24 protein-coding genes are annotated in these 23,231 nt (G+C 68.6%); 10 read left to right on the plus strand and 14 right to left on the minus strand.

The window, feature by feature from the left end:
* Positions 1-26 precede the first annotated feature (26 nt).
* The 4 genes from HWD99_RS13345 to HWD99_RS13360 form a co-directional block, all read right to left on the minus strand.
* A complete protein-coding gene (locus HWD99_RS13345; protein ID WP_241796737.1) occupies positions 27-1,403 on the minus strand; it encodes an NAD-dependent succinate-semialdehyde dehydrogenase in 1,377 nt (458 codons plus the stop codon).
* A 139-nt stretch (positions 1,404-1,542) separates the two neighbouring features.
* On the minus strand, positions 1,543-2,133 hold the full coding sequence (locus tag HWD99_RS13350; RefSeq protein ID WP_241796738.1) for a short chain dehydrogenase: 591 nt from the start codon (positions 2,131-2,133) through the stop codon (positions 1,543-1,545).
* 61 nt (positions 2,134-2,194) lie between these two features.
* Entirely contained in the window at positions 2,195-3,424 is a 1,230-nt protein-coding gene (ispD, locus tag HWD99_RS13355) for a 2-C-methyl-D-erythritol 4-phosphate cytidylyltransferase (protein ID WP_274618268.1), read from the minus strand.
* 156 nt (positions 3,425-3,580) lie between these two features.
* Complete coding sequence (locus tag HWD99_RS13360) at positions 3,581-4,063, minus strand: CarD family transcriptional regulator (RefSeq protein WP_194763720.1); 483 nt, start codon at positions 4,061-4,063, stop codon at positions 3,581-3,583.
* Positions 4,064-4,199: 136 nt separating this feature from the next.
* Between HWD99_RS13360 and HWD99_RS13365 the strand changes: the two genes are divergently transcribed.
* Positions 4,200-4,733, plus strand: coding sequence for a DNA modification methylase (locus tag HWD99_RS13365; RefSeq protein ID WP_241796740.1), 534 nt, complete (start codon positions 4,200-4,202; stop codon positions 4,731-4,733).
* Between the two features lie 106 nt (positions 4,734-4,839).
* Here the strand turns inward: HWD99_RS13365 and HWD99_RS13370 are convergent, their stop codons facing one another.
* Both HWD99_RS13370 and HWD99_RS13375 read right to left on the minus strand, forming a co-directional pair.
* The gene (locus HWD99_RS13370) at positions 4,840-5,523 is read right to left on the minus strand and encodes a response regulator transcription factor (RefSeq protein WP_194763722.1); all 684 of its coding nucleotides are present in this window, start codon (positions 5,521-5,523) and stop codon (positions 4,840-4,842) included.
* Complete coding sequence (locus tag HWD99_RS13375; RefSeq protein ID WP_241796741.1) at positions 5,520-6,737, minus strand: cell wall metabolism sensor histidine kinase WalK; 1,218 nt, start codon at positions 6,735-6,737, stop codon at positions 5,520-5,522. The genes HWD99_RS13370 and HWD99_RS13375 overlap by 4 nt, the downstream gene beginning before the upstream one ends.
* Before the next feature lie 217 nt (positions 6,738-6,954).
* Between HWD99_RS13375 and phoU the strand changes: the two genes are divergently transcribed.
* A complete protein-coding gene (phoU, locus tag HWD99_RS13380) occupies positions 6,955-7,653 on the plus strand; it encodes a phosphate signaling complex protein PhoU (protein WP_241796742.1) in 699 nt (232 codons plus the stop codon).
* A 61-nt stretch (positions 7,654-7,714) separates the two neighbouring features.
* Here the strand turns inward: phoU and HWD99_RS13385 are convergent, their stop codons facing one another.
* On the minus strand, positions 7,715-8,464 hold the full coding sequence (locus HWD99_RS13385) for a phosphoglyceromutase (protein WP_194763725.1): 750 nt from the start codon (positions 8,462-8,464) through the stop codon (positions 7,715-7,717).
* A gap of 60 nt (positions 8,465-8,524) precedes the next feature.
* Between HWD99_RS13385 and HWD99_RS13390 the strand changes: the two genes are divergently transcribed.
* Positions 8,525-9,349: a class I SAM-dependent methyltransferase gene (locus HWD99_RS13390; RefSeq protein ID WP_241796743.1), complete on the plus strand. Its 825-nt coding sequence runs from the start codon at positions 8,525-8,527 to the stop codon at positions 9,347-9,349.
* Between the two features lie 48 nt (positions 9,350-9,397).
* On the opposite strand, the gene HWD99_RS13395 is transcribed toward HWD99_RS13390, so the two are convergent.
* The 3 genes from HWD99_RS13395 to HWD99_RS13405 all read right to left on the minus strand — a co-directional run bounded on the left by HWD99_RS13395 (position 9,398) and on the right by HWD99_RS13405 (position 11,595).
* A complete protein-coding gene (locus HWD99_RS13395; protein WP_241796744.1) occupies positions 9,398-10,519 on the minus strand; it encodes a folate-binding protein YgfZ in 1,122 nt (373 codons plus the stop codon).
* Between the two features lies 1 nt (position 10,520).
* Positions 10,521-11,123: an FABP family protein gene (locus tag HWD99_RS13400; protein ID WP_241796745.1), complete on the minus strand. Its 603-nt coding sequence runs from the start codon at positions 11,121-11,123 to the stop codon at positions 10,521-10,523.
* Between the two features lie 184 nt (positions 11,124-11,307).
* Entirely contained in the window at positions 11,308-11,595 is a 288-nt protein-coding gene (locus tag HWD99_RS13405) for a hypothetical protein (protein WP_241796746.1), read from the minus strand.
* 74 nt (positions 11,596-11,669) lie between these two features.
* Between HWD99_RS13405 and HWD99_RS13410 the strand changes: the two genes are divergently transcribed.
* The 7 genes from HWD99_RS13410 (at position 11,670) to pstB (ending at position 19,845) form a co-directional block, all read left to right on the plus strand.
* Complete coding sequence (locus tag HWD99_RS13410; protein WP_241796747.1) at positions 11,670-12,353, plus strand: response regulator transcription factor; 684 nt, start codon at positions 11,670-11,672, stop codon at positions 12,351-12,353.
* A gap of 52 nt (positions 12,354-12,405) precedes the next feature.
* The gene (locus tag HWD99_RS13415) at positions 12,406-14,571 is read left to right on the plus strand and encodes an RNA degradosome polyphosphate kinase (protein WP_241796748.1); all 2,166 of its coding nucleotides are present in this window, start codon (positions 12,406-12,408) and stop codon (positions 14,569-14,571) included.
* Positions 14,568-15,554 (plus strand): NUDIX hydrolase, encoded by a 987-nt coding sequence (locus HWD99_RS13420; RefSeq protein WP_241796749.1) that lies wholly within the window; start codon positions 14,568-14,570, stop codon positions 15,552-15,554. Before HWD99_RS13415 ends, HWD99_RS13420 begins: the two co-directional genes overlap by 4 nt.
* Before the next feature lie 168 nt (positions 15,555-15,722).
* The gene (gene pstS, locus HWD99_RS13425) at positions 15,723-16,829 is read left to right on the plus strand and encodes a phosphate ABC transporter substrate-binding protein PstS (protein ID WP_241796750.1); all 1,107 of its coding nucleotides are present in this window, start codon (positions 15,723-15,725) and stop codon (positions 16,827-16,829) included.
* Positions 16,830-16,963: 134 nt separating this feature from the next.
* The gene (gene pstC, locus HWD99_RS13430; protein WP_241796751.1) at positions 16,964-17,932 is read left to right on the plus strand and encodes a phosphate ABC transporter permease subunit PstC; all 969 of its coding nucleotides are present in this window, start codon (positions 16,964-16,966) and stop codon (positions 17,930-17,932) included.
* Position 17,933: 1 nt separating this feature from the next.
* Positions 17,934-19,031, plus strand: coding sequence for a phosphate ABC transporter permease PstA (gene pstA, locus HWD99_RS13435; RefSeq protein WP_241796752.1), 1,098 nt, complete (start codon positions 17,934-17,936; stop codon positions 19,029-19,031).
* Between the two features lie 34 nt (positions 19,032-19,065).
* Positions 19,066-19,845, plus strand: a complete 780-nt coding sequence (pstB, locus tag HWD99_RS13440) for a phosphate ABC transporter ATP-binding protein PstB (protein ID WP_194763736.1) — start codon at positions 19,066-19,068, stop codon at positions 19,843-19,845.
* A gap of 169 nt (positions 19,846-20,014) precedes the next feature.
* Here the strand turns inward: pstB and HWD99_RS13445 are convergent, their stop codons facing one another.
* The 4 genes from HWD99_RS13445 to sigK all read right to left on the minus strand — a co-directional run bounded on the left by HWD99_RS13445 (position 20,015) and on the right by sigK (position 23,171).
* The gene (locus HWD99_RS13445; RefSeq protein ID WP_241796753.1) at positions 20,015-20,899 is read right to left on the minus strand and encodes an aminodeoxychorismate lyase; all 885 of its coding nucleotides are present in this window, start codon (positions 20,897-20,899) and stop codon (positions 20,015-20,017) included.
* A 195-nt stretch (positions 20,900-21,094) separates the two neighbouring features.
* On the minus strand, positions 21,095-21,724 hold the full coding sequence (locus HWD99_RS13450; RefSeq protein WP_241796754.1) for a DNA-directed RNA polymerase subunit beta: 630 nt from the start codon (positions 21,722-21,724) through the stop codon (positions 21,095-21,097).
* Positions 21,725-21,753: 29 nt separating this feature from the next.
* Positions 21,754-22,575, minus strand: a complete 822-nt coding sequence (locus tag HWD99_RS13455) for an anti-sigma factor (protein WP_241796755.1) — start codon at positions 22,573-22,575, stop codon at positions 21,754-21,756.
* A complete protein-coding gene (gene sigK / locus HWD99_RS13460; RefSeq protein WP_241796778.1) occupies positions 22,572-23,171 on the minus strand; it encodes an ECF RNA polymerase sigma factor SigK in 600 nt (199 codons plus the stop codon). Before sigK ends, HWD99_RS13455 begins: the two co-directional genes overlap by 4 nt.
* Positions 23,172-23,231: the final 60 nt, after the last annotated feature.

Raw genomic sequence — 23,231 nt, forward strand, 5'->3', positions numbered from 1 at the left:
CGGGCCGTCACGGAAGACTGGGTCCGTCAGTCGGCGACGAACGAGAGCCGACGGTTCGCGAACTCCCCGATGCCGATCGGCCCCATCTCGCGTCCGAAGCCCGAGCGCTTCACCCCGCCGAAGGGCAGCTCGGCGGCCTCCGCCGCGATCGTGTTGACGTGGGTCATACCGACCTCGAGACGCGACGCGACACGAGCGGCCCTCGCCTCGTCGGTCGAGAACACCGATCCGCCGAGTCCCATGTCGCAGTCGTTCGCGAGCTCGAGCGCCTCCTCGTCGCTGAAGACCCGATAGACCGTGGCGACGGGCCCGAAGATCTCCTCCCGGTAGGACGCCGAGTCGCGGGGTACGCCCGTGAGCACGGCCGGCGAGTAGTGGGCTCCTGGCCCGTCGGACAGCACGCCGCCGGCCTCGAGCGTGGCGCCCGCGTCGACGGCGCGACGCACCTGGGCATCCACGGTCTCGGCGGCGGTGCGTGTCGACAGCGGCACGAACTGACCGTCTTTCAGGTCGAGCTGGTCGCCGGGCACGAGTCCGTCGGCGAGACGCTTCAGCTCTGCCACGAACTCGTCGTGGATATCGTCCATCACGATCAGGCGCTTGTTCGAGTTGCACACCTGGCCGCCGTTGTAGACGCGGAACTCCCAGGCCTGGCGGGCGACGGCCGCGACGTCGTCGGCATCCAGCACGATCATCGGGTCGATGCCGCCGAGCTCGAGCACGCACTTCTTGAGGTGCTTCCCCGCCTGGGCGCCGATGATGGCGCCCGCTCGCTCCGACCCGGTCAGCGAGACTCCCTGCACGCGGGGGTCGGCGATGATCGTGGCGATCTGGTCATGCGACGCGAACACGTTCTGGTATCCGCCCTCGGGAACACCCGCGTCGCGCATGATCGCCTCGATGGCGAGCGACGAGCGCGGGCAGATCTCGGCGTGCTTGAGCAGGATCGTGTTGCCGAGCAGCAGATTGGGGGCCGCGAAGCGGGCGACCTGGTAGTACGGGAAGTTCCACGGCATCACGCCGAGGAGAGTGCCGATCGGGCGGTGCTCGATGACGGCGCGTCCCGGCACCGTGCTCGGGATCTCGTAGTCGGTGATGAGGCTGGGTCCGTGCACGGCGTAGTACTCGATGATCGACGCGGCGAAGTCGACCTCGTCGATCGCCTCGGCGCGGGACTTGCCCATCTCGATCGCGATGTGGTCCGCGAGTTCGTCCTTGCGCTCCTCGAACAGCTCGGCGACGCGCTTCACGACGGCGGCGCGCTCCTGCACGCTGCGGTCACGCCATTCCCGGTAGGCCGCATCGGCTGAGGACAGAGCCGTCTCGATCTGGGCGTCCGTGGCCGTCTCGAACGACTCCAGCACCTCACCGGTCGCGGGGTTCTGCACTCGGTAACCGCTCATCTGATTCCTCGTTCGCTCATCACGCGGGTCGCCGTCGACACCGCTTTTCCTCGATCGTCGCGCGCGCCCGTCGTCGAACGCAAGTCACCGCGCCGCGCAGCCCTGCCGAGGAGCCCGATCGAGGAGCCCCGTCGGCGGTTCAGTCGACAGCGAAGACCTGTCCGGTCTGCACTCCCAACACGCTCTTCGCGTACGCCTGGCCGACGCGGTGCGACGAGACGGGGACGAACCCGGGGAACGAGGAGTGGTAGGACGGCGCATCCTCGAGCACCGAGGGGCTGACCGCGTTGATACGGATGCCGCGCGGCAGCTCGGTCGCCGCCGCGAGCACGAACGACTCCAGCGCTCCGTTCGCGAGCGACGCCGCCGCACCCGTCGCGATCGCCTCCCTGGCCAGGATGCCGGAGGTCAGCGTGAAGGATCCGCCGTCGCGGACGAACGGTGTGCCGATGCGCACGACGTCGAGCTGAGTGAGCACCTTGCCGCGGAACGCCGACCGGTAGTCGTCCCGGTCGAGGTCGGACAGCGGACGGAACGGCACCCCGCCGAGCGCCACGATCACCGCGTCGACCGAGCCGACTCCCTGGAAGAGCCGCTCGATGGATGCCGGGTCTTCGACCTCGACCGCCGGTTCTCCGCTGCGCGAGGCCGCGATGACCTCGTGCTCGTGCAGCGCCTCGACCGCGGTACGCCCGACGTGTCCGCTCGCTCCGATGATCAGTACCCTCATGACGACTCCTTCTCCGATTGCGATGACTGCGATCCTGCTGACTGCTGCGACCGCTGCGGACTCAGGCCGGCACCACCAGGGCGACCGCGGTCACCGCGATCCCCTCCCCGCGACCGGCGAACCCGAGGCCGTCGGTCGTCGTGGCCGTCACCGACACCGCGGCACCGCCGAGCGCGGTCGACAGCGCCTGCTGGGCTTCGGCGCGACGCGCGCTGAAGCGCGGCCGATTGCCCTGGAACTGCACCGACACGTTGCCGATCGCGAACCCCGCCTCCGCGAGGATCTCCCGGGTACGCGCCAGGAACACGTCGGCGTGCGCTCCGGCGTACTCGGTATGCGCCGTGCCGAAGTGCTCGCCGATGTCACCGAGCCCCGCGGCTCCGAGCAGCGCGTCGACGATCGCATGCGCCACCGCGTCGCCGTCCGAGTGCCCCGAGAGCGGCTGCTCTCCCGGCCACTCGAGGCCGGCGAGCCACAGGGTCCCCTCGCCGCCGAACGCGTGCACATCGGTTCCGAGGCCGACGCGCGGAAGCGACGTCGACGGACTCGACGCCGAGAGAGCCGCTGCCGAGGGCCGCGGCTCTGCGGTCGACCCGGGAGCGGTGGCGAGCAGGTGGCGCGCCCGCTCGAGGTCGGCCGGTGTCGTGATCTTGAATCCGCGCGGCGAGCCGTCGATCCTCCGCACCGGATGCCCGGCCGCGGCGAACAGCGCCGCATCGTCGGTGTACTCGACGCCCGAGGCCAGGGCGGTCGCGTACGCATCCTCCAGCAGAGCGCGGGGGAAGCCCTGCGGCGTCATCGCGGCGGCCAGCTCGGAGCGATCGACAGGTCCGACGATGTCGTCACCGTCGATCTTCTTGAGTGTGTCGATCACGGGGAGGGTCGGGATCACGCCCGTCTGCTCGTCGACCGCGGCGGCCACCGCGTCGATCGTCGCCGGAGCGGTCAGTGCGCGCGCGGCGTCGTGCACGAGCACGGTGCGCACGTCACCCCACAGCGCCGCGAGGCCCGCGGCGACCGAACTCTGCCGGGTGTCGCCGCCCGTCACCACGCGGCCGAGTTCGACCCTGTCGCCCGCGGCCGCGCGCAGCTCGGCCTCGGCATCGCCCTCGAACCCGGCCGGGGCGACCACGATGACCTGCGCCGGTGCTGCGGCGAAGACGCCGTCGAGCGCGTGCCGCAGGATCGAGTGGGTGTCGATGCCGACGAACGCCTTGGGCGCTCCGGCATCCAGTCTGGTGCCGGAGCCTGCGGCGACGACGATGATCGCGGTGTGCGGAACGGGAAGCATGCTCACGTCTTCACGTTACCTTCGCGCGCCCGTCGTCCGCGCGCTGCCCGCGAGGTCTGCAGACGCGGAAGAGGGCGGATGCCGAAGCATCCGCCCTCTTCCGTGAATCGCCCGAGTCGAATGAGCCGGGCCGAATCTCTCAGCAGTCTCGACGTCTCAGGACGCGAGGACCTCGTCGAGCATGGCGCTCGCCTTGTCTTCGTCGGTCTTCTCCGCGAGAGCCAGCTCGGAGATGAGGATCTGACGCGCCTTGGCCAGCATCCGCTTCTCACCCGCCGACAGACCGCGGTCCTGATCGCGACGCCACAGGTCGCGCACGACCTCGCTCACCTTGATCACATCGCCCGAGGCGAGCTTCTCGAGGTTCGCCTTGTACCGGCGCGACCAGTTGGTGGGCTCCTCGGTGAAGGGCGCACGCAGAACCTCGAACACGTGGTCGAGTCCCTCTCGTCCGATCACATCGCGGACCCCGACAAGATCGACGTTCTCCGCAGGAACCTCGATGATGAGGTCTCCCTGCGTGACGTTGAGCTTCAGGTATTTCTTCGCCTCACCCTTGATGATGCGCTCCTTGACCTCGATGATGGTCGCAGCGCCATGGTGCGGATAGACGACAGTTTCGCCAACCTCAAAAAGCATAAAAACTTGTCCTTTCGGCAACCTCAAGGATACCACAGCGAGGATGCGCTAAGGTTTGCACCCCTGTGTCCCGAGGCGCCCCTCCGCATACCCATAGAATGGGAGGCGGACATCCCGCCGGACCACAGGAGGACCAGTGAAATCGCGCCTTGTCGCATCTGCCGCCATCAGCGCCCTCGTTCTTCTCGGCGCCACCGGCTGCACGTTCATCTCGCCGCAGTCGACGAAGATCGAGTACTCGGCATCCGACGGCGTCAACATCTCCGATTCCGACGGCCCTCTCGACGTGCGCAACGCGTTCATCGTGGCGACGGAAGACGGCTCGGTCGGCAACTTCGTGGGCGCGGTCGTGAACCCGACCCTCGACAAGGCGACGCTCACGATCACGGTCGCAGGCCTCGAGCCGATCGAGGTTCCGGTGGCCGCGGGCAAGACGGTCAGCTTCGGCACCGCCGACGAAGAGCCGCTGCGCATCGACGACCTCGACACGAAGCCGGGCGCAACGGTCGAGATCCACTTCCAGTCGGGTGACGGCGCCGGCACCAAGGCCGACGTGCCGGTGCTCGACGGTACGCTCCCCTACTACGCGGACCTCGTCCCCTCCGAGCAGGAGGAGCCCACGCCCGAGCCCCTGCCCACAGATACGGCTGCACCGGCACCGGCCGAGTGAGACTCACGGTCTGCGCAGAACGCACGGACCGCACAGAACGCAGAGAGAGGCCGGCACCCCGCGGGGTGTCGGCCTCTCTCGCGTCTGCGGTCGAGGATGCCGCCGCTCAGCCCTCGAAGCGGTAGCCGAGGCCGCGTACGGTGACCAGCATCACCGGCTCCCCCGGGTTCTCCTCGATGCGGGAGCGGATGCGCTTGATGTGCACGTCGAGCGTCTTGGTGTCGCCGAAGTAGTCGCTGCCCCAGACGCGGTCGATCAACTGTCCTCGGGTGAGCACACGGCCCGAGTTGCGCATCAGCACCTCGAGCAGCTCGAACTCCTTGAGCGGCATGTTGATCTGCTGGCCTGCGACCGAGACGGTGTGCCGGTCGATGTCGAGCGACACCCGGCCACCGTCGAGGACACGCTCGTCGAGTTCGCTCTCGGCCTGCACCACGCGCCGGAGGACGGCGCGCATGCGCGCGAGCAGCTCGCGCGACGAATACGGCTTGGTGATGTAGTCGTCGGCTCCGAGCTCGAGTCCCACGACGATGTCGACCTCGGAGTCCTTGGCCGTGAGCATGATGATCGGCACGGCCGAGGTCGAGCGGATCTGCCGGCACACCTCGGTACCGGGCATGCCGGGAAGCATGAGGTCGAGCAGCACGATGTCGGCGCCGCGCTCGCGGAACGCCGTCAGTGCGCCAGGGCCGTCTTCGGCGATCTCGACCTCGAAGCCCTCGCGACGCAGCAGGTACGCCAGCGGGTCGGCGAGGTCGGGCTCGTCTTCGACGAGAAGGATGCGGGTCATGCGTTCTCTCCGTTTCGGACGCGAGCAGCGGCCTTCGCCGCTTTGCGCTCGCGCTTCTTCTTGCTCTTCTTGTCGTCCTCGATGCCCTCGGGAGCATCGATGCGGGGAAGTCTGATGGTGAAGGTCGATCCGCGCCCAGGACGCGACCACAGGCTGACCTCGCCGCCGTGCCGCTGGGTCGCATGCTTGACGATCGAGAGGCCCAGACCGGTGCCGCCGGTGCGACGCGACCGGGCCTCGTCCGCGCGATAGAACCGCTCGAAGATCCGCTCGCGGTCGGCCTCGGAGATGCCGATGCCCTGATCGGAGACGGCCACCTCGACGACGCCCGCGTCGGCCTTCACACCGACCCCGACGCGGGACCCCCGCGGCGAGTAGACGATCGCGTTGGCGATGAGATTGCCGAAGGCCTCGATGAGGATCTGCGGATCACCGTGCACCCAGACGCCGCGGTCGCCGCCCCGCGCGAGCTCGACACCGGCGGAATCCGCCTGCACGACGTGCGCCTCGATCGATGAGGCGATGACCTCGTCGATCGACACGGGCCTCGCGTCGGTCAGGGTGTCGTCGGCCTGCAGCCGCGACAGGCTCATGATGCGTCCGGTGAGCTGTCCGAGCCGAGTGGCCTCGGCGGAGATCCGCGTCGCGAAGTGCCGCACCTGGGCCGGGTCGTCTGCCGCCGACTCGATCGCCTCGGCGAGAAGGGTGACCGCACCCACGGGCGTCTTCAGCTCATGACTCGTGTTCGCCACGAAGTCGCGACGCATCTGGTCGAGCCGCTCCTGCTCGGTGACGTCTCGGATGATGAGCAGCGACATACGGGGGCTGATCGCACTCGCACGTGCCGAGACGAGACGGGGGTCGAGGCTGAGCCCGCCGCGGGTGATGCGCAGCGATTCGGTGTGCGAGCCGCCCTCGCTGCGCACGCTCCGCAGCAGCTGACGGAGCTCCGGGTTCTCGAGCGGAGCACCGACTCGGATGCCGAAGCGGGCCGCCGCCTTCGAGACGGCGAGCACCAGCCCCGACGCGTCGACGACGCACGCCGCATCGTCCATGCTGCGAAGCACGGCGGTGACGCCGTCGGGAACGACGAGTGACGTCTCGTCGGCGATGCGGGCCCTCGCGCGGTACGCCCACACCAGGAGGAGTGAGAGTCCGACACCGATCACGAGGCCGACGGCCAGCGCGAGAAGCGCGGTCTGCGGCAGGGTCATGTCTCCAGAGTAGAGTGCGTTCACCTGCCGATCGGCGCGTTAACCGGCCGCGAGACCAGAGCGAGAAGTACTATTCACGTGCTGGGCACCGTTCGTTAACCTTCGGGGCAGACAATCGCTTCGGGCCTGTGCGGGAGCGCGGACTCCTCTCGCGCGGACGACCCAGCCGTCTCGCGCTGACACACAGCCGAGACCCGAATGAAAGGTTGCGCCCACCATGCGCGAAGTCTTCCACCAGTCCCTCGAGGACCTGCAGTCGCGCCTCGTCGAGATCGCAGACCTCGTCACGGTCTCGATCGACAAGGCCACCCGTGCGTTCGCCACGAGCGACGTCGCCCTCGCCGAAGAGGTCATCGCCGATGACGCGAAGATCGACGAGCTCGCGGTCACTCTCGACGAGCAGGCCATCGAGATCCTCGCCCGCCAGCAGCCCGTCGCCCGCGACCTGCGCATCGTCGTCTTCGCGCTGCGCGTGAGCGCGTCGCTCGAGCGCATGGGAGACATGTCCGAGCACATCGCCCAGCTGGCTCGCCTGCGCTTCCCCGAGCGCGCGATCCCGAAGGGCCTCAAGGGCACGTTCACCAAGATGGGTGAACTCGACGTCGAGATCTCCCGCACCCTGAGCGAGCTGCTCCGCACACAGGACCTGCGTCTCGCCGACACGATCCGCAACACCGACGACGACATCGACGAACTGCACGCCAGCGTGTTCGAGAAGGTGCTCAGCGACAACTGGAAGGGTGAGGCCACGGCCACGGTCGACGCCACGCTCGCCAGCCGCTACCACGAGCGGTTCGCCGACCATGCGGTCGCCGTCGCCAAGAAGGTCGTCTATCTCGCCACCGGCGACTGGCACGTCGACGAAGAGGACTTCCTGACGGCCGCCGAGCAGCAGCGCGAGTTCGGACACGCCTGAGACGCGTCACAGTGCGACGAAGGGGCGGATGCCGTCAGCATCCGCCCCTTCGTCGTACGTGCTACTTCTTGCCCTGCGCGGCGACCGCTGCAGCGCCGGCCGCGGCGGCCTCGGGGTCGAGGTATCGGCCGGGCCCCGTGGGGACGTTGTTCTCATCGAGCTCGTAGACGAGCGGGATGCCGGTGGGGATGTTGAGCTCGGCGATGTCCTCGTCGCTGATGCCCTCGAGGTGCTTCACGAGTCCGCGCAGCGAGTTGCCGTGGGCCGTGACGAGAACCGTCTTACCGGCCTCGAGGTCGGGGACGATCGCGCTCTCCCAGTACGGGAGCAGTCGGTCGATGACGAGCTTGAGCGACTCGGTACGCGGCACCTCGCCGTCGATGCCCGCGTAGCGCGGGTCGTGGACCTGGCTGAACTCGCTGTCGTCGTCGAGCACGGGCGGCGGCACGTCGAACGAGCGGCGCCACAGCTGGAACTGCTCGGGACCGAACTCCTCGAGCGTCTGCGCCTTGTCCTTGCCCTGGAGCGCGCCGTAGTGCCGCTCGTTGAGACGCCACGAGCGGGTCACGGGGATCCACAGCCGGTCCGCGGCGTCGAGAGCGATGTTCGCGGTCTGGATCGCGCGGCTCAGCAGCGAGGTGTGCAGGACGTCGGGGAGGATGCCGGCCTCGGCCAGCAGCTCGCCACCGCGACGGGCCTCGGTGCGGCCTTGCTCGTTGAGGCGGACGTCCACCCAGCCGGTGAAGAGGTTCAGTTCGTTCCACTCGCTCCGGCCGTGACGGAGCAGGATCAGGGTGCGCTTCGCAGTCATGGGCCCAGTTTATCGGCGCTGGTCGACGCGTCCACGCCCGCACCCTGGGAGGATTGACGCATGGCGTCATCTCCTCTCGGTCGGCCGACCCGCGGCACCACCGGGACGAACCGGCTTCGCCGCAACGATCGGTGGATCGCCGCCAGTCCCGCGTTCCGGCGCGCGGCGGATCCGCTCGTGATCGATCTCGGCTACGGCGCGAGCGGGGTCACGGCGTTCGAGCTCTCGACCCGCCTGCAGCGCGTCCGTCAGGACGCCGAGGTGCTGGGGCTCGAGCTCGACCCGGCGCGCGTGGCCACCGCGAACGATCAGCTGCTCGCGGTGCGCGCGGGACTCACCCCGTTCGACCCCGATCTGCGAGTGGCGTTCGCGCGCGGTGGGTTCGAGGTGCCGCTCCCCACGGGCCGCCGCCCCGCGGTCATCCGCGCCATGAACGTGCTGCGGCAGTACGACGAGGCCGACGTGGCGAGCGCATGGCGCACGACGGCGGCGCGCCTGGCTCCGGGCGGCCTGCTGATCGAGGGCACGTGTGACGAGATCGGGCGCGTGGCGAGCTGGATCGACGTCGACCACCACGCGACACCCCTGCGATTCACGATCTCCCTCCGTCTTGCCGAACTGGAGCATCCGAGCATCGTCGCCGAGCGCCTTCCGAAGGCGCTCATCCACCGCAACGTCCCGGGCGAGCGGGTGCACGCGCTGCTCGTCGATCTCGACCGGGAATGGGACCGGGCCGCCGCGCTGTCGACGTTCGGCGCGACCCAGCGCTTCCTCGCGGCGGTCGGCGCCCTCCGCGATCAGGGGTGGCCGGTGTCGGGAGGGAAGTCCCGGTGGCGACTGGGTGAGCTCACTCTGCCCTGGGCGGCGGTGGCACCGCTGCCGTGACCGCGTTCCGTGCCTCTCGCGAGGGGCACTCTCGCGAGGAGCGGAGGGTCAGACCGTGTGGCGGGGATCCGGCGCGCTCGGCCGTCGCGACAGCCGGGTGAGGCGAGGGATGTCGGCCGTGGCACCGGCATCGGCCGGGACGATGACCTGCTGCGTCGCGGCGATGTCCACGCCCTCGGTCCGGACGACGAGGTCGCCCACGGGCGTGCGGCGCGAGAGGATCGCGAGCGCGATCGGTCCGTCCTCGTGATGCCGCGCGACGGAGGTGATGCTCCCGACCTCGTCGTCTCCGGCGAAGACCGGATCACCGGCGGCGGGCAGCACATCGTCGCTGCCGTCGAGGTGCAGGGCGGCCAGGCGACGCGGCGGATGGCCGAGGTTGTGCACCTTCGCCACGGTCTCCTGACCGCGGTAGCAGCCCTTGTTCAGATGCACCGCGGTGCGGATCCAGTCGGACTCGTGCGGCAGCGAGCGCTCGTCGACCTCGGCCGACCAGCGCGGACGCCAGGCCGCGACACGCAGCGCCTCGGCCGCGAGGAGGCCCGCCACGTCGTCGGCCGACAGGGTCGCCGCGAGAGCATCCGCCGCCTCTCGCGGAACGACGGCGATACGCCAGGCGAGTGCCGCCCCGGGATGGTCGATGACCTCTGCGTACTGATGACCGCCCGCGCTCACGTGCTGCCACGGGTCGGACCAGACGATCGGATCTCCGGCAGGGACCGAAGCCGCGGCGCGCGCGCGGTCGGCCGCGGCTCCGCCGTCGACGAATCCGAGCAGCGCGAGATCGGGGCGGACCTCGACGGTCGCCTGCGTGCGGAACTTCATGCGCAGCAGCCAGGTCGCGAGGGCCTCGGCGTCGCCGGCATCGGCGATCAGCCAGGTCGACGACCCGTCGTCGACGACGCCCGCCGCATGCTCCACGCGCCCCTGCGGGTCGAGCACGAGCAGCTCGGTGCTGTCGCCCGCACCGAGACGTCCGAGAGCCTGCGAGGTGATGGAGTCGAGCCAGCCCAGGCGCTCGGGACCCGCGACCTCGATCACGGTCCGGTCGTCGAGCGGCACGAGCGCCGCACCGGCTGCGAGACGACGCTGCTCCCGGAACACGTCACCGAAGTGGGCGATGCCGAGGTCGCCCGAGACGGCACCGGCGATGTCGGTGAAACCGCTCATGTCAGACCTTGGCCAGGCGTGCCGACGCGTGCGAGCGCAGCGGAGTGCCGAGGGCCGCGATGTCCCACGCCCAGAGCAGGTGACCGTCGACGAGGCCGTACAGGCGCGTGGCGCTGCCGTACTCCTTCGCACCGGCGCCGCGCACGACCGCGTCGGTGGCGATATCGACACGCGGACCGTTGATCTCGCCGAGGTACAGCTCGAGCATCCCGTCGGAGTGCGCGATCGAGACCTCGATCGGGAAGCCTCCGGATGCCGCACGCAGCGCCTCGACGTCGTCGACGCTGCGCTCGACGGTGTCTCCGAGCGGCGGCAGGAGTCCCGGCCCCGAGTCGGCGTCGGTCGCCGGACGGGTCAGGCGCCAGTATCCGGTCTCGGCGACGAGCTGCACGGAGGTGGAGCCGTCGTCACCCGTGAACGTCGCGGTGGCCGAGTAGTTGAGGAACGGCCCGCCGTCATGGCTGAAGCTCACGCGATGTGCGAACTCACCGCGCAGCTGCGTGCCGTCGACCGGGTAGTCGATGACTCCGGTGCCCTCCCACACGCCGATCAGCCACGAGAGGGGAACGAGATCGGCGGGAAGGTCGGTGGGGAGGTCGATCACCACGAGCTCAGCGCTGGCCGCGGAAGAGGTTGCGCAGCACCACGACCGAGACGAAGACGATCGCGAGGCTCGCAAGCCCCAGGAGGCCGATGAAGAAGAATTCGAGCGCCATGAGGTCCATGACCTCCACCCTACCCTCCGCGCACGCGAGTGTCTCGTCTCGCGATGAGGAGATCGCGCCGGGTCAGGAGGCGAGTGCCGCGAGGCCGAAACCCACGGAGATCATGCCCATGAGAAGCAGCGCGCCGATGGCGCTCCCCCCGACGCGGAGGATGAACCCCTGGGTGCGTCCGTGCCAGAGCTGCACCGCGAAGGAGAGCAGCACGACGCCGCCGAACGCGACCAGCAGCCACTGCACGCGGTAGACCTCGGGCACGAAGATCCCGATGGCGATCGAGGCGACGAGCGCGACCGCCCAGACGGCGAGCACGCCGACGAGCGCGTTACGCGGTGCGAGCGCAGGTTCCGACATGACTCCATTGTGACCCATCGGCGCCCGGTATCATTGCGGCACGGCGATACTTCAGCCGTCCGGAAGGAGTGCGTGTGGCCCAGGTCCTGGTCTTGACCAACGCTCCGGTCTCGGAGCAGGTCCTGCCCGCCATGGAGCTTCTCAGCCACCGCGTGCGACAGATACCCGCCGAGCCGGCCCAACTCGTCAGCGCGCCCGATTACGACATCGTGATCGTCGACGGACGCCATGACCTCGTCGGCGCGAAGTCGCTCTGCCGCCTCCTGCGGGCGGCCGGGCAGGAGGCTCCGCTGCTCCTCGTCGTCACGGAGGGCGGCATGAGCGCCCTCTCCGGCGACTGGGGCATCGACGACGTGCTGCTCACGACCGCGGGTCCGGCGGAGGCCGATGCGCGCGTGCGACTCGCTCTCGCGCGCCGCGAGGAGACCGCCGAGCCGTCCCGCGTGCAGGCGTCGGGCGTCGTGATCGACGAGCAGTCGTACTCGGCGAAGCTGCGTGGCCGCCCGCTCGACCTGACCTACAAGGAGTTCCAGCTCCTGCACTTCCTGGCGACGCATCCGTCGCGCGTCTTCACCCGGGAGCAGCTGCTCAGCGAGGTGTGGGGATACGACTACTTCGGCGGCACACGGACGGTCGACGTGCACGTGCGTCGTCTGCGCGCGAAGCTCGGAGACCAGGAGCAGATCATCGGCACCGTGCGCAACGTCGGGTACCGGTTCAACGTGCACGAGGACGAGAGCGTCCCCGCCGCGCGGTGACGCGGCGACGCCGTTCACACGCGCGTCACCTCTCGGTGCTTAGATGTACCCCATGATCGATCCCGCTCTCGCCGACGCAGGTCTCGGCGATGCCGAAGACGACGACTTCGATGCCATCGAGTCGCCGGACGCGCTTCTTCCCGACCACCGCTACCTCGATCGCGAGCTCAGCTGGCTCGCGTTCAACCAGCGTGTCCTGGAGCTCGCCGAGGATCCGTCGCTGCCGGAGCTCGAACGAGCGAACTTCCTGGCGATCTTCGCGAGCAACCTCGACGAGTTCTTCATGGTGCGCGTCGCCGGGCTCAAGCGCCGCATCGTGACGGGCCTCGCGGTCCCCACGAACATCGGGCGCTCCCCCGCCGACGCCCTCGCCGACATCGCCCGCGAGGCGCACGCACTGCAGCTGCGCCATGCCGAGGCCTGGACATCGCTCGTGCGGCCGGCCCTCGCCGAGTCGGGCATCGAGATCGCCGACTGGTCGGAGCTCACCGACGAGGAGCGGGCCAAGCTCTCGGAGTACTTCGGCGCCCAGGTCTTCCCGGTCCTCATGCCGCTCGCCGTCGACCCCGCGCATCCGTTCCCGTACATCTCCGGCCTGTCGCTGAACCTCGCGATCCGCATCCGCAACGCCCGCACGGGGCGCCAGGAGTTCGCGCGCCTCAAGGTTCCGCCCATGCTCCCCCGCTTCGTCGAGGTGCCCGGAACCGGCGAGATCAAGCGGTTCCTGCGCCTCGAGGAGCTCATCGCCAACCACCTCGGCGATCTCTTCCCCGGCATGGAGGTCCTCGACCACCACGCGTTCCGCCTCACCCGCAACGAAGACGTGGAGATCGAGGAGGACGAGAGCGAGAACCTGATCCAGGCGCTCGAGGCCGAGCTGCTGCGTCGCCGTTTCGGCCCGCCCATCCGCCTCGAGATCACGGACGACATGGACGAGGTCACGATGGACCTGCTGGTCCGCGAACTCGACATCACCGACCAGGAGATCTACCGCATCCCCGGACCGCTCGACCTGCGCGGACTGTTCGACCTCTCCCGCATCGACCGCCCCGACCTGCGCTACCCGCCGCACCTGCCCACGACCGCCGTGGCGTTCCAGCCCACGGGCAGCAGCACGCGGGCAGACATCTTCAAGGCGATCCGCAAGTCGGATGTGCTCGTGCACCACCCGTACGAGTCGTTCACCACGAGCGTCGTGGCGTTCCTCGAGCAGGCGGCCCGCGACCCGCATGTGCTCGCCATCAAGCAGACGCTGTACCGCACCTCGGGCGACAGCCCGATCGTCGAGGCGCTGATCAACGCCGCCGAGGCCGGGAAGCAGGTGCTGGCGCTGGTCGAGGTCAAGGCGCGCTTCGACGAGGCGAACAACATCGTCTGGGCACGCAAGCTCGAGAAGGCCGGAGTGCACGTGGTCTACGGCCTGGTCGGCCTCAAGACGCACTGCAAGCTCGCCCTCGTCATCCGCGAGGAAGACGGCGTGCTGCGCCACTACTCGCACATCGGCACCGGCAACTACAACCCGAAGACCAGCCGCATCTACGAGGACTTCGGGCTGTTCACCACCGACGCCCAGGTCGGTAAGGACCTGACCCGCCTGTTCAACGAGCTCAGCGGGTACGCGATCGAGAAGAAGTTCAAGCGCCTGCTCGTCGCGCCGCTGCACCTGCGCAAGGGACTCGTACGGCAGATCGACAACGAGCGCCGCAACGCCGAGAGCGGCAAGCCGGCGAGCATCCGCATCAAGGTCAACTCGATGGTCGACGAAGAGGTCATCGACGCGCTGTATCGGGCGAGCGCGGCCGGCGTGAAGGTCGACGTGTGGGTGCGCGGCATCTGCAGCCTGCGCCCCGACCTCGAGGGCATCAGCGACAACATCACGGTGCGGAGCATCCTGGGTCGGTACCTCGAGCACTCGCGCATCTTCGCGTTCCACAACGACGGCGATCCGCAGGTCTACATCGGCAGCGCCGACATGATGCACCGCAACCTCGACCGTCGTGTCGAGGCGCTGGTGCGGGTGACCGACCCCGACCACCTGAAGGATCTGCTGGCGTTCTTCGACCTCGCGATGGATCCCGGAACCACCTCCTGGCATCTGGGCTCCGAGGGCGTGTGGACCCGCCACGCCGAGGATGCCGAGGGCAAGCCGCTGATCGACCTGCAGGATAAGACCATGGGGTTGATCCAGCGACGCCGCCGCGCGCGGGCGGTGCGATGACCACCCGCGAGGCATCGGGGGCGAAGGCCGCGACGCGGTCGAAGTGGACGGACAAGGCCGTGTACGCGGCCGGCGCCGTGATCTGGCGCCTCGTCGACGGCAAGCTGCGGATCCTCCTGATCCATCGCACCAAGTATCGCGACATCACGCTGCCCAAGGGCAAGGTCGACCCGGGTGAGATGCTCGCCGAGACCGCGGTGCGAGAGGTCCACGAGGAGACCGGGATCCGCGTCTCGCTCGGTGTTCCCGTCGGAGTGAGCCGCTACCACCTGCCGTCGAACAAGCAGAAGGTCGTGCACTACTGGGCGGCCGAGGCGACGGAGGACGCGATCCGCACGTCGACCTTCGTGCCCAACCGCGAGATCGCGGCGATCGAGTGGGTGAGCCTGAAGAAGGCGCGGTCACGGCTCAGCTACCCGGTCGACGTCGAGATCCTCGACTTCTTCGCGAACCTCGTCGACGACGGAGTCCTGCGGACCTTCCCCGTGATCGCGCTGCGGCACGCCAAGGCTCTCGCACGCTCCGACTGGGACGGATCGGATGCCTCGCGTCCCCTCACCGACCGCGGACGCGAGCAGGCGGCCTCGATCGTGGGACCGCTGCGTGCGTTCGGGATCCGCAAGATCGTCACGAGCGATGCGGTGCGCTGCGTGCAGACCGTGACTCCCCTGGCGAAGGCCCTCGACCGCAAGATCTCGAAGACCGCGCTGATCAGCCAGGACGCCTGGGAAGAGGGTGACGACGACCTGCGGTCCGTGATCGGACGCCGCGTCCGCTCCGGCAAGCCCGCGGTGCTGTGCAGCCACGGCCCCGTGCTGCCCGGGATCCTCTCGGAGGTCGCCCTGGCGACCGGGACCATCCAGGGCTCCTACGTGAGCAGCGCGGCCGACCTCGAGCCTGCCGCGTTCTCGGTCGTGCATCTCTCGGCATCCAACCCCGGCTCCGGGATCATCGCGATCGAGACCCACATTCCCAAAGTCTGAGCCTCGCTTCGGAGCGCGAGAACCGCGTGATTCCGCGGATCCGCCCCAGAGAGACGCGAGCCGTTCACCTTCCGTTCACCTGCGGGGTCGAGTCTCGTTAACCGCCGCACCTAGCGTCACTGTGTGCCCTGCACCGGGCCCCACCCATCCATGATCGAAGGATCCACAGTGAAGATCTCCCGAATCGCACGTATCGGCGCCGTCGGCGCCGTGGCCGCTCTGGCTCTCGCAGGCTGTGCCGCGAATGAAGGCGGCACCACCGGCGGCGGCTCGTCCGACGCCCCCGCCTCGACCCTGACGGGCACGATCGAGGCCACCGGCGCCTCGTCGCAGGAGGCTGCGCAGCAGTCGTGGGTCGCCGCGTTCCAGACCGCGAACCCCGACACCACCATCAACTACACCGCGACCGGCTCCGGCACGGGACGCGAGAACTTCATCGCGGGGTCGTCGAACTTCATCGGCTCCGACCGCGCGTTCAACGCCGACGAGATCGCCAAGGGCGGCTTCGGCTCCTGCACCTCCGACGAGATCGTCGAGATCCCCGTCTACATCTCCCCCGTCGCGGTCGCCTTCAACCTCGAGGGCATCGACGAGCTGAACCTCGACGGCGCGACCATCGCCGGCATCTTCTCGGGCTCCATCACGAAGTGGAACGACCCGGCCATCGCCTCGCAGAACGAGGGCGTCGAGCTTCCCGACCAGGCGATCGTCCCGGTGCACCGCGCCGACGCGTCCGGCACGCAGGAGACCTTCACCAAGTACCTCAGCGCCGTCGCACCCGATGTGTGGACCTACGAGGCCAGCGACGAGTGGCCGCTCTCGACCGGTGAGGCCGGCGACGGAACCTCGGGTGTCGTCGACGCGATCACCAACGGCTCGGGCTACATCGGCTTCGCCGACGCCTCGCGCACCTCGGAGCTCGGACAGGTCGCCGTGCAGGTCGAGGGCGAGTACGTCGCGTACTCGGCCGAGGCCGCCGCTGCGCTCGTCGAGGCATCGCCGCTCGAGGAGGGTCGTTCGGACCACGACCTCGCCTACGACGTCGACCCGGCTGCCGCACCGGCCGGCTCCTACCCGATCGCCCTCGTCTCGTACCTCATCGGCTGCGTCGACTACGAGGACGCCGAGACCGCCGGCCTCGTGAAGGCGTACTTCGAGTACGTCGCCTCGGCCGAGGGCCAGGATGCTGCCGCAGAGGCCGCCGGCAGCGCACCGATCTCCGACAGCCTGCGCGAGCAGATCAGCACCGCGATCGACGCGATCGTCACGGAGTGACCGGGCGCTCAGCACACCGCTGAGCTCCGGCACCGACGCCCCCGGGTGTCGGTCGAAGGATCTCGACCGACACCCGGGGGCACCCGCATGAAAACACCCGAAAGCCCCTCAGAGCAGATCGTGGAGCAGCCCCGATGACCACCACCACAACGGGTCCCGACACCACCCGTTCCCCCGGTTCGCGCCCCGCGCTGCGCCGACGGGGCGACCTCATCTTCTCCGGCACCGCGCTCGGAGCGGGAATCATCATTCTCGTCACGCTCGCAGCGGTGGCGGTCTTCCTCATCGTCCAGGCGATCCCGGCGCTCGCACCCGACACGACCAACAATCACATCCTCGAAGGACAGTCGTTCCTGTCGTGGGTGTGGCCGTTCGTGTTCGGCACGCTGTGGTCGAGCTTCATCGCGCTCGTCATCGCGGCGCCGGTCGCGATCGGCATCGCTCTCTTCATCTCGCACTACGCCCCGCGCCGCCTCGCCGGCGTGCTGGGCTACGTGATCGATCTGCTCGCCGCAGTCCCCTCGGTCGTCTTCGGACTCTGGGGCGCGCTGACCTTCGCCCCGATGCTCGTGCCGTTCTACAAGTGGCTCAACGAGAACCTCGGCTGGATCCCCCTCTTCGGCGGCACCCCCTCGGGAACCGGCAAGACGATCCTCACGGCATCCCTCGTGCTCGCGGTCATGATCCTCCCGATCATGACCGCCATCTGCCGCGAGGTGTTCCTGCAGACGCCGAAGCTGCACGAAGAGGCGGCTCTCGCGCTCGGCGCCACGCGCTGGGAGATGGTCCGCATGGCCGTGCTCCCCTTCGCCCGGAGCGGCATGGTCTCCGGCGCGATGCTCGGCCTCGGCCGCGCACTGGGCGAGACGATGGCCGTGACGCTCGTGCTCTCGCCCCTCGGCATCATCACCTTCAACCTCATCAACCCGGAGAACCCGACGACGATCCCGGCGATCATCGCGCTGCGCTTCCCCGAGGCCCACGACGAGGGCGTCAACACGCTCATCGCGGCCGGCCTGATCCTCTTCATCGTGACCTTCGCGGTCAACTTCATCGCCCGCTGGATCGTCTCGCGCCGCGCCGAGTTCTCGGGAGCCAACTGACATGACCGCCACGCTCACCCCGGCGCCCGTCGCCACGACCACGCACTCCACCTCGGCGGGCCACCTGCCCAAGTGGGCGCCCTGGGCCCTGCTCCTGGTCGCCTTCGTCATCTCCGGCACGATCTTCGCCTTCATGAACGCGGGCGGCGATCCCGCCGACTTCAACATCGCTCTGACGCTCGTCGTCGGACTCGTGTTCTACATCATCCTGATCTTCGTGATCTCCTCGGTGATCGAGAGCCGTCGCCACGCGGTCGATCGACTGATGACCGCGCTCGTCTCCGGCGCCTTCGTCGTCGCGCTCCTGCCGCTGATCTCGCTCCTGTACACGGTCGTCGTGAACGGCCTGATGCGATTCGACGGCGAGTTCTTCAGCTTCTCGATGCGCAACATCGTCGGAGAGGGCGGCGGCGCCGTCCACGCGATCTGGGGCACGCTGCTCATCACTCTCGGCGCCACGATCATCTCGGTGCCGATCGGCCTCATGACCTCGATCTACCTGGTCGAGTACGGCGAGGGGCGCCGGCTCGCGCGGGGCATCACCTTCCTCGTCGACGTCATGACCGGCATCCCGTCGATCGTCGCCGGTCTGTTCATCTACTCGGTGTTCGCCCTGATCGTCGGCCCGGGAACGCGCATGGGCATCATGGGATCGCTCGCGCTCTCGGTGCTCATGATCCCGGTCGTCGTGCGCGGTTCCGAGGAGCTGCTGCGCATCGTGCCGAACGAGCTCCGCGAGGCCGCCTACGCGCTCGGCGTGCCGAAGTGGCTGACGATCATCAAGGTCGTCCTCCCCACCGCGATCGCGGGCATCACGACCAGCATCATGCTCGCGATCTCCCGCGTGATCGGCGAGACCGCGCCGCTGCTGCTCACGGTCGGCGTCGTGCAGGGCATGAACCTCAACATGTTCAGCGGGCAGATGGCGACGCTGCCCGTCTTCTCGTACATGCAGGCGAAGTACCCGGGCATCCCCGTGGATGCCTATCTCGAACGCGCCTGGGCGGCCGCCCTCACACTCATCGTCATCGTCATGGTGCTCAACCTGCTGGCACGGATCATCGCCAAGGTGTTCGCCCCCAAGATCAACGGCCGCTGAGCCGTCTACCCGATTCAAGAAGAAGGATCCTCTCGTGTCCAAGAGCATCGAAGTCAACGACCTCAACGTCTACTACAGCGATTTCCTCGCCGTCGAAGGCGTCAACATCGACATCAAGCCCAACACGGTGACCGCGTTCATCGGTCCGTCGGGCTGCGGCAAGTCGACCTTCCTGCGCACCCTCAACCGCATGCACGAGGTCATCCCCGGTGCACGCGTGGAGGGAGAGGTGCTGATCGACGGCAAGAACCTCTACGGCGCGAGCGTCGACCCGGTGCTCGTGCGCCGTCAGGTCGGCATGGTGTTCCAGCGTCCGAACCCGTTCCCCACGATGTCGATCAAGGAGAACGTGCTCGCGGGCGTCAAGCTCAACAACACGCGCATGGCGAAGAGCGACCAGGATGCTCTCGTCGAGAAGTCGCTGCGCGGCGCCAACCTCTGGAACGAGGTCAAGGACCGCCTCGACAAGCCGGGCTCGGGGCTCTCGGGCGGCCAGCAGCAGCGTCTGTGCATCGCGCGCGCGATCGCGGTGTCCCCCGATGTGATCCTCATGGACGAGCCCTGCTCGGCGCTCGACCCGATCTCGACCTTCGCGATCGAGGAGCTCATCGCCGAGATCAAGAACGACTACACGGTCGTCATCGTGACGCACAACATGCAGCAGGCGAGCCGCGTGTCCGACAAGACCGCGTTCTTCAACATCGCGGGTACCGGCAAGCCCGGCAAGCTCATCGAGTACGACGACACCAGCACGATCTTCACGACGCCGTCCGTGCAGGCCACCGAGGACTACGTCTCGGGTCGATTCGGATAAACCCCCTCCCCTCTCCTCTGCCCTCGCCCCTCTGCCGGGCACAGCTTCGGAGCGGACGCCACGAAACGCCGTGTCACCATCGTGTGGCACGGCGTTTCTGCGTCGAGCTCCGGATCTGTGCCCGGGGCGAGGGCGTCGCAGGGGAGACAGAGGGAGCCGGGAGGGGGGGTCAGTCTCGGGGGGAGAGCAGGTAGGCGTTCAGGTCGGAGGTCAGGGCGTGGTCGACGGGAAGGGGGCTGCCGTCGACGGCGGTGATCGGAGCGGCGAGCCTGACGCTCGACACCAACCACGCCGCATCCGCCCGGGGGAGATCGGATGCCGGGATCTGACCGTACTCCGCCGTGAATCCGCGGCTTTCCAGATACTCGTAGACACTCAGCTGCGTCGTGCCGTGCAGGATGCCGCCGTTCGGCGCAGGTGTCACGAACCGGTCGCCGATGCGCAGGATGAGCGATGCGGTCGGCGCCTCGAGCACGAAGCCGTCTCGGGAGAGGAAGATCGCGTCGTCTGCACCGCGCCGGTGCGCCTCACGCAGGGCAGCCATGTTCACGGCGTACGAGAGGGTCTTGGCACCGAGCAGCAGCCACGGCGCACGCTCGGCGACGTCGAGGTCGTAGCCGCGGTCGAGCGTCACGACGCGAACCCCGTTCCGACGCACTCCCGAGAAATCGGAGGCGGGCGCCGCTGTGACCCACGCGGTCGGCGTCGGGCCGTGTTCGACGCCCCGACTCAGGATGAGCTTGATCACGTACTCCCCCGGCCCGCAGTCGACCGCCGCGCGGTCGATCGCCTGGTGCCACTGGGCCTGGTTCGGCAGGGGAAGGTCGCAGAGCTCGGCGGAATGGGCGAGGCGCTCGAGGTGAGGCACGACCTCCTGGGCGTGACCGTCGATCACGCCGATCGACTCGAACACCCCATCACCGCGCTGGGTGCTGAGCTCGCCCACGCTCAGCGCGGGAGCCGCAGCATCCACCAGGGTGAACGTGTCGGCGAAGTCGGAGCGGTCGGCATCGACCGCCGCCGGATCGATCATGAGAGCAAAGCGCCGGGTCATGATCCGAGCCTAGGCCCCGGGAATAGCCGCGGTGCGATCTTGTTACACTGGAGTGGCCGGGCCGCATAACCCCGGGCTCCAATTTTTGCCGCTGCGAGCGGCCTTCCGCCGAGAGGCGTTCTTGCGGCCCGGTCTTTCTCTGTCCGGGGGCGACACGGCCAGACCGCCGCGTACGGGTCTGTCTCGCTCCAGGTGTCAGGCGAGGGCGCCGGTGCGCCAGAGGACCGCGGATGCCGAGAGATCCTGCGCATAGCTGCTCAGTCTGAGCGCACGCGTGGTCAGCTCACTCGCCCGACTCGGCTCCGTCTGCTCGTAGTCGTCCGCCGTATGCGTGGAGCCCGACGCCTGCACGCGACAGAACGCCGCAGCACGGTCGAGCGCGACCGCGAAGTCGCCGCGGAACGCGCCGCGAAGGATCGTGTCGATCAGCGCGACGAGCTCATCGGGGTTGGCGGGTACCGGAGCACCGGCGATCGCGGCATCGGCAGAGGCCAGCTCGACCCGCCCCCGTTCGTACAGCAGGGCGGCCGTGTGCGGGTCGCCGTGGATGGCGAGCTGCAGCAGGTAGAGGCGCCACAGGGCACCCGGAAGCGTCCGCGAGGGCGCCTTCGACCAGAGCTCCGCGATCTCGTCGATGCCGTGCTCGTCGGTGAAGGCGACCAGCCGCTCAGCACTCACGCCGCTCTCGTCTGCGCGGACACGCGTCAGCAGAGCGGATGCCGTGGCGTGCGCGATTCGGGTCTCCTCAGCGGGATCGTGGGTGCCCATGATGTTGTCGAAGGCCTGGGTCGGGCGGCGCACAGGGCGGGAGAACTGCTCGGGCATCCCCCCAGGGTACGCGCGATCAGCCGTGGTCAGGCCGTCGGAATGGCGATGACCGGGTCGGTCGTCGGAAGACCGCTCGGCGATCCCCCGGCCTGCTCGACCGTGACCGCGATGACATCGCCCTCGTGCATCTCGCCCGCGAGGACGGCCGTGGCCTCTCCGCCATCGGCCTCGAACACGCCGGCCGAGATCGGTGTCTCACCCCGCACGAACCACAGCTCATATGCCCGGTCCTCGGGCAGGGTCGCGATGCCGTCGGCGACGAGCACCGCCGTGCCGAGCGAGGCGGACCAGTGTGCGGTCGCCGTGCCGCCGTCGGCCAGCTCGATCGATGCCTCCTGGGCGTCTTCCGCCGACTGGATATCCTGCAGAGCGACCACACTGGCGGGGCGATTCACATAGTCGTTGAGCGCCACCGCACCGACGCCGACACCGACGAGGAGCGCGAGGCACGCGGCGAGTGCGAACAGCACGCGGAGCGGATGCGCGGGAGCCTTCGGCGCAGTCGCACCGGCAGCCGTCTCGGCGACGGGTTCTGCGACGATCGAGACACCGGTTGTCGAGGCGTCGGCGGCTGAATCCGCGCGGTCGCTCGTGATTCCTAAGTCGGTGATGTCGCCGGTCTGCGGAGTGACGGCGATACGGGCCAGAAGCGCCGCACGGATTTCGGGTGCCGGCGCCGCAGGGGCCGCGCCGAAGGCGAGGAACGTCGCACTGTCGGCGTCCGCATCGACGATGACCTGCCATTCGGGGTGCGCGACGAGCGCCGTGTGATACCGCTCCGCGTCGTCGGGAGACAGCGAGTCGAGTGCTGCTCCTGCCGCGAGTTCCGCGAATTCCTGCTCGTTCATGCCGTCACCCCCATAGCTGTCCTGAGACGCGAGAGCCCATCTCGCATCCGTGTCTTGATCGTCCCCAGCGGTGCTCCCACGAGCACTGCCACTTCGTTCTGACTGTATCCGCCGTAGTAGGCCAGGACGAGAGCCTCGCGCTGTGCCTCGGGAAGGCCTGAGAGAGCGTGAACGACCTTCTCGCTCTCGATTCCCAGTTCGACCGTCTCCGCGACACTGTCGTGCGCGACCCCGATGTCCCTGAACCCGGCACGCACGTCCCGGTCCGCGCTGGACTGAGATGCTCGCACCCGGTCGACCGCACGACGGTGCGCGATCGTCATCACCCAGGTTCTTCCCTGCCCCTTGTTCGGAGCGAACTTGGAAGCGGATTGCCAGATCTCCAGAAAAACCTCCTGAAGGACCTCTTCACTCTGAGAGCGGTTGACGAGTACGCGGAGGATGAGTCCGAAGACGCGCGAGGAGAGCATGTCGTACAGCTCCGCGAACGCGCGCTGATCTCCGTCGCCGATGCGAACGAGCAGGTCAGCGACAGCATCCCGTGCCGTACCGTCTTCGGGTACGTCCATCCCATCGATGACCATCTCTACCAGCATGCCGCATCCTCCATGCATTCCCGCGCAACCGTCACCCGAAAGTGACGGAAAAGATCTCAC

Source organism: Microbacterium sp. C5A9, from assembly GCF_022627955.1.
Taxonomy (GTDB): domain Bacteria; phylum Actinomycetota; class Actinomycetes; order Actinomycetales; family Microbacteriaceae; genus Microbacterium.

Excerpts from the sequence above, each read along its gene's own strand:
- HWD99_RS13345 (WP_241796737.1), bottom strand. The coding sequence starts at position 1,403 with ATGAGCGGTTACCGAGTGCAGAACCCCGCGACCGGTGAGGTGCTGGAG.
- HWD99_RS13350 (WP_241796738.1), bottom strand. The coding sequence starts at position 2,133 with ATGAGGGTACTGATCATCGGAGCGAGCGGACACGTCGGGCGTACCGCG.
- ispD (WP_274618268.1), bottom strand. The coding sequence starts at position 3,424 with ATGCTTCCCGTTCCGCACACCGCGATCATCGTCGTCGCCGCAGGCTCC.
- HWD99_RS13360 (WP_194763720.1), bottom strand. The coding sequence starts at position 4,063 with ATGCTTTTTGAGGTTGGCGAAACTGTCGTCTATCCGCACCATGGCGCT.
- HWD99_RS13370 (WP_194763722.1), bottom strand. The coding sequence starts at position 5,523 with ATGACCCGCATCCTTCTCGTCGAAGACGAGCCCGACCTCGCCGACCCG.
- HWD99_RS13375 (WP_241796741.1), bottom strand. The coding sequence starts at position 6,737 with ATGACCCTGCCGCAGACCGCGCTTCTCGCGCTGGCCGTCGGCCTCGTG.
- phoU (WP_241796742.1), top strand. The coding sequence starts at position 6,955 with ATGCGCGAAGTCTTCCACCAGTCCCTCGAGGACCTGCAGTCGCGCCTC.
- HWD99_RS13385 (WP_194763725.1), bottom strand. The coding sequence starts at position 8,464 with ATGACTGCGAAGCGCACCCTGATCCTGCTCCGTCACGGCCGGAGCGAG.
- HWD99_RS13390 (WP_241796743.1), top strand. The coding sequence starts at position 8,525 with ATGGCGTCATCTCCTCTCGGTCGGCCGACCCGCGGCACCACCGGGACG.
- HWD99_RS13395 (WP_241796744.1), bottom strand. The coding sequence starts at position 10,519 with ATGAGCGGTTTCACCGACATCGCCGGTGCCGTCTCGGGCGACCTCGGC.
- HWD99_RS13405 (WP_241796746.1), bottom strand. The coding sequence starts at position 11,595 with ATGTCGGAACCTGCGCTCGCACCGCGTAACGCGCTCGTCGGCGTGCTC.
- HWD99_RS13415 (WP_241796748.1), top strand. The coding sequence starts at position 12,406 with ATGATCGATCCCGCTCTCGCCGACGCAGGTCTCGGCGATGCCGAAGAC.
- HWD99_RS13420 (WP_241796749.1), top strand. The coding sequence starts at position 14,568 with ATGACCACCCGCGAGGCATCGGGGGCGAAGGCCGCGACGCGGTCGAAG.
- pstC (WP_241796751.1), top strand. The coding sequence starts at position 16,964 with ATGACCACCACCACAACGGGTCCCGACACCACCCGTTCCCCCGGTTCG.
- pstA (WP_241796752.1), top strand. The coding sequence starts at position 17,934 with ATGACCGCCACGCTCACCCCGGCGCCCGTCGCCACGACCACGCACTCC.
- HWD99_RS13445 (WP_241796753.1), bottom strand. The coding sequence starts at position 20,899 with ATGACCCGGCGCTTTGCTCTCATGATCGATCCGGCGGCGGTCGATGCC.
- HWD99_RS13450 (WP_241796754.1), bottom strand. The coding sequence starts at position 21,724 with ATGCCCGAGCAGTTCTCCCGCCCTGTGCGCCGCCCGACCCAGGCCTTC.
- HWD99_RS13455 (WP_241796755.1), bottom strand. The coding sequence starts at position 22,575 with ATGAACGAGCAGGAATTCGCGGAACTCGCGGCAGGAGCAGCACTCGAC.
- sigK (WP_241796778.1), bottom strand. The coding sequence starts at position 23,171 with ATGCTGGTAGAGATGGTCATCGATGGGATGGACGTACCCGAAGACGGT.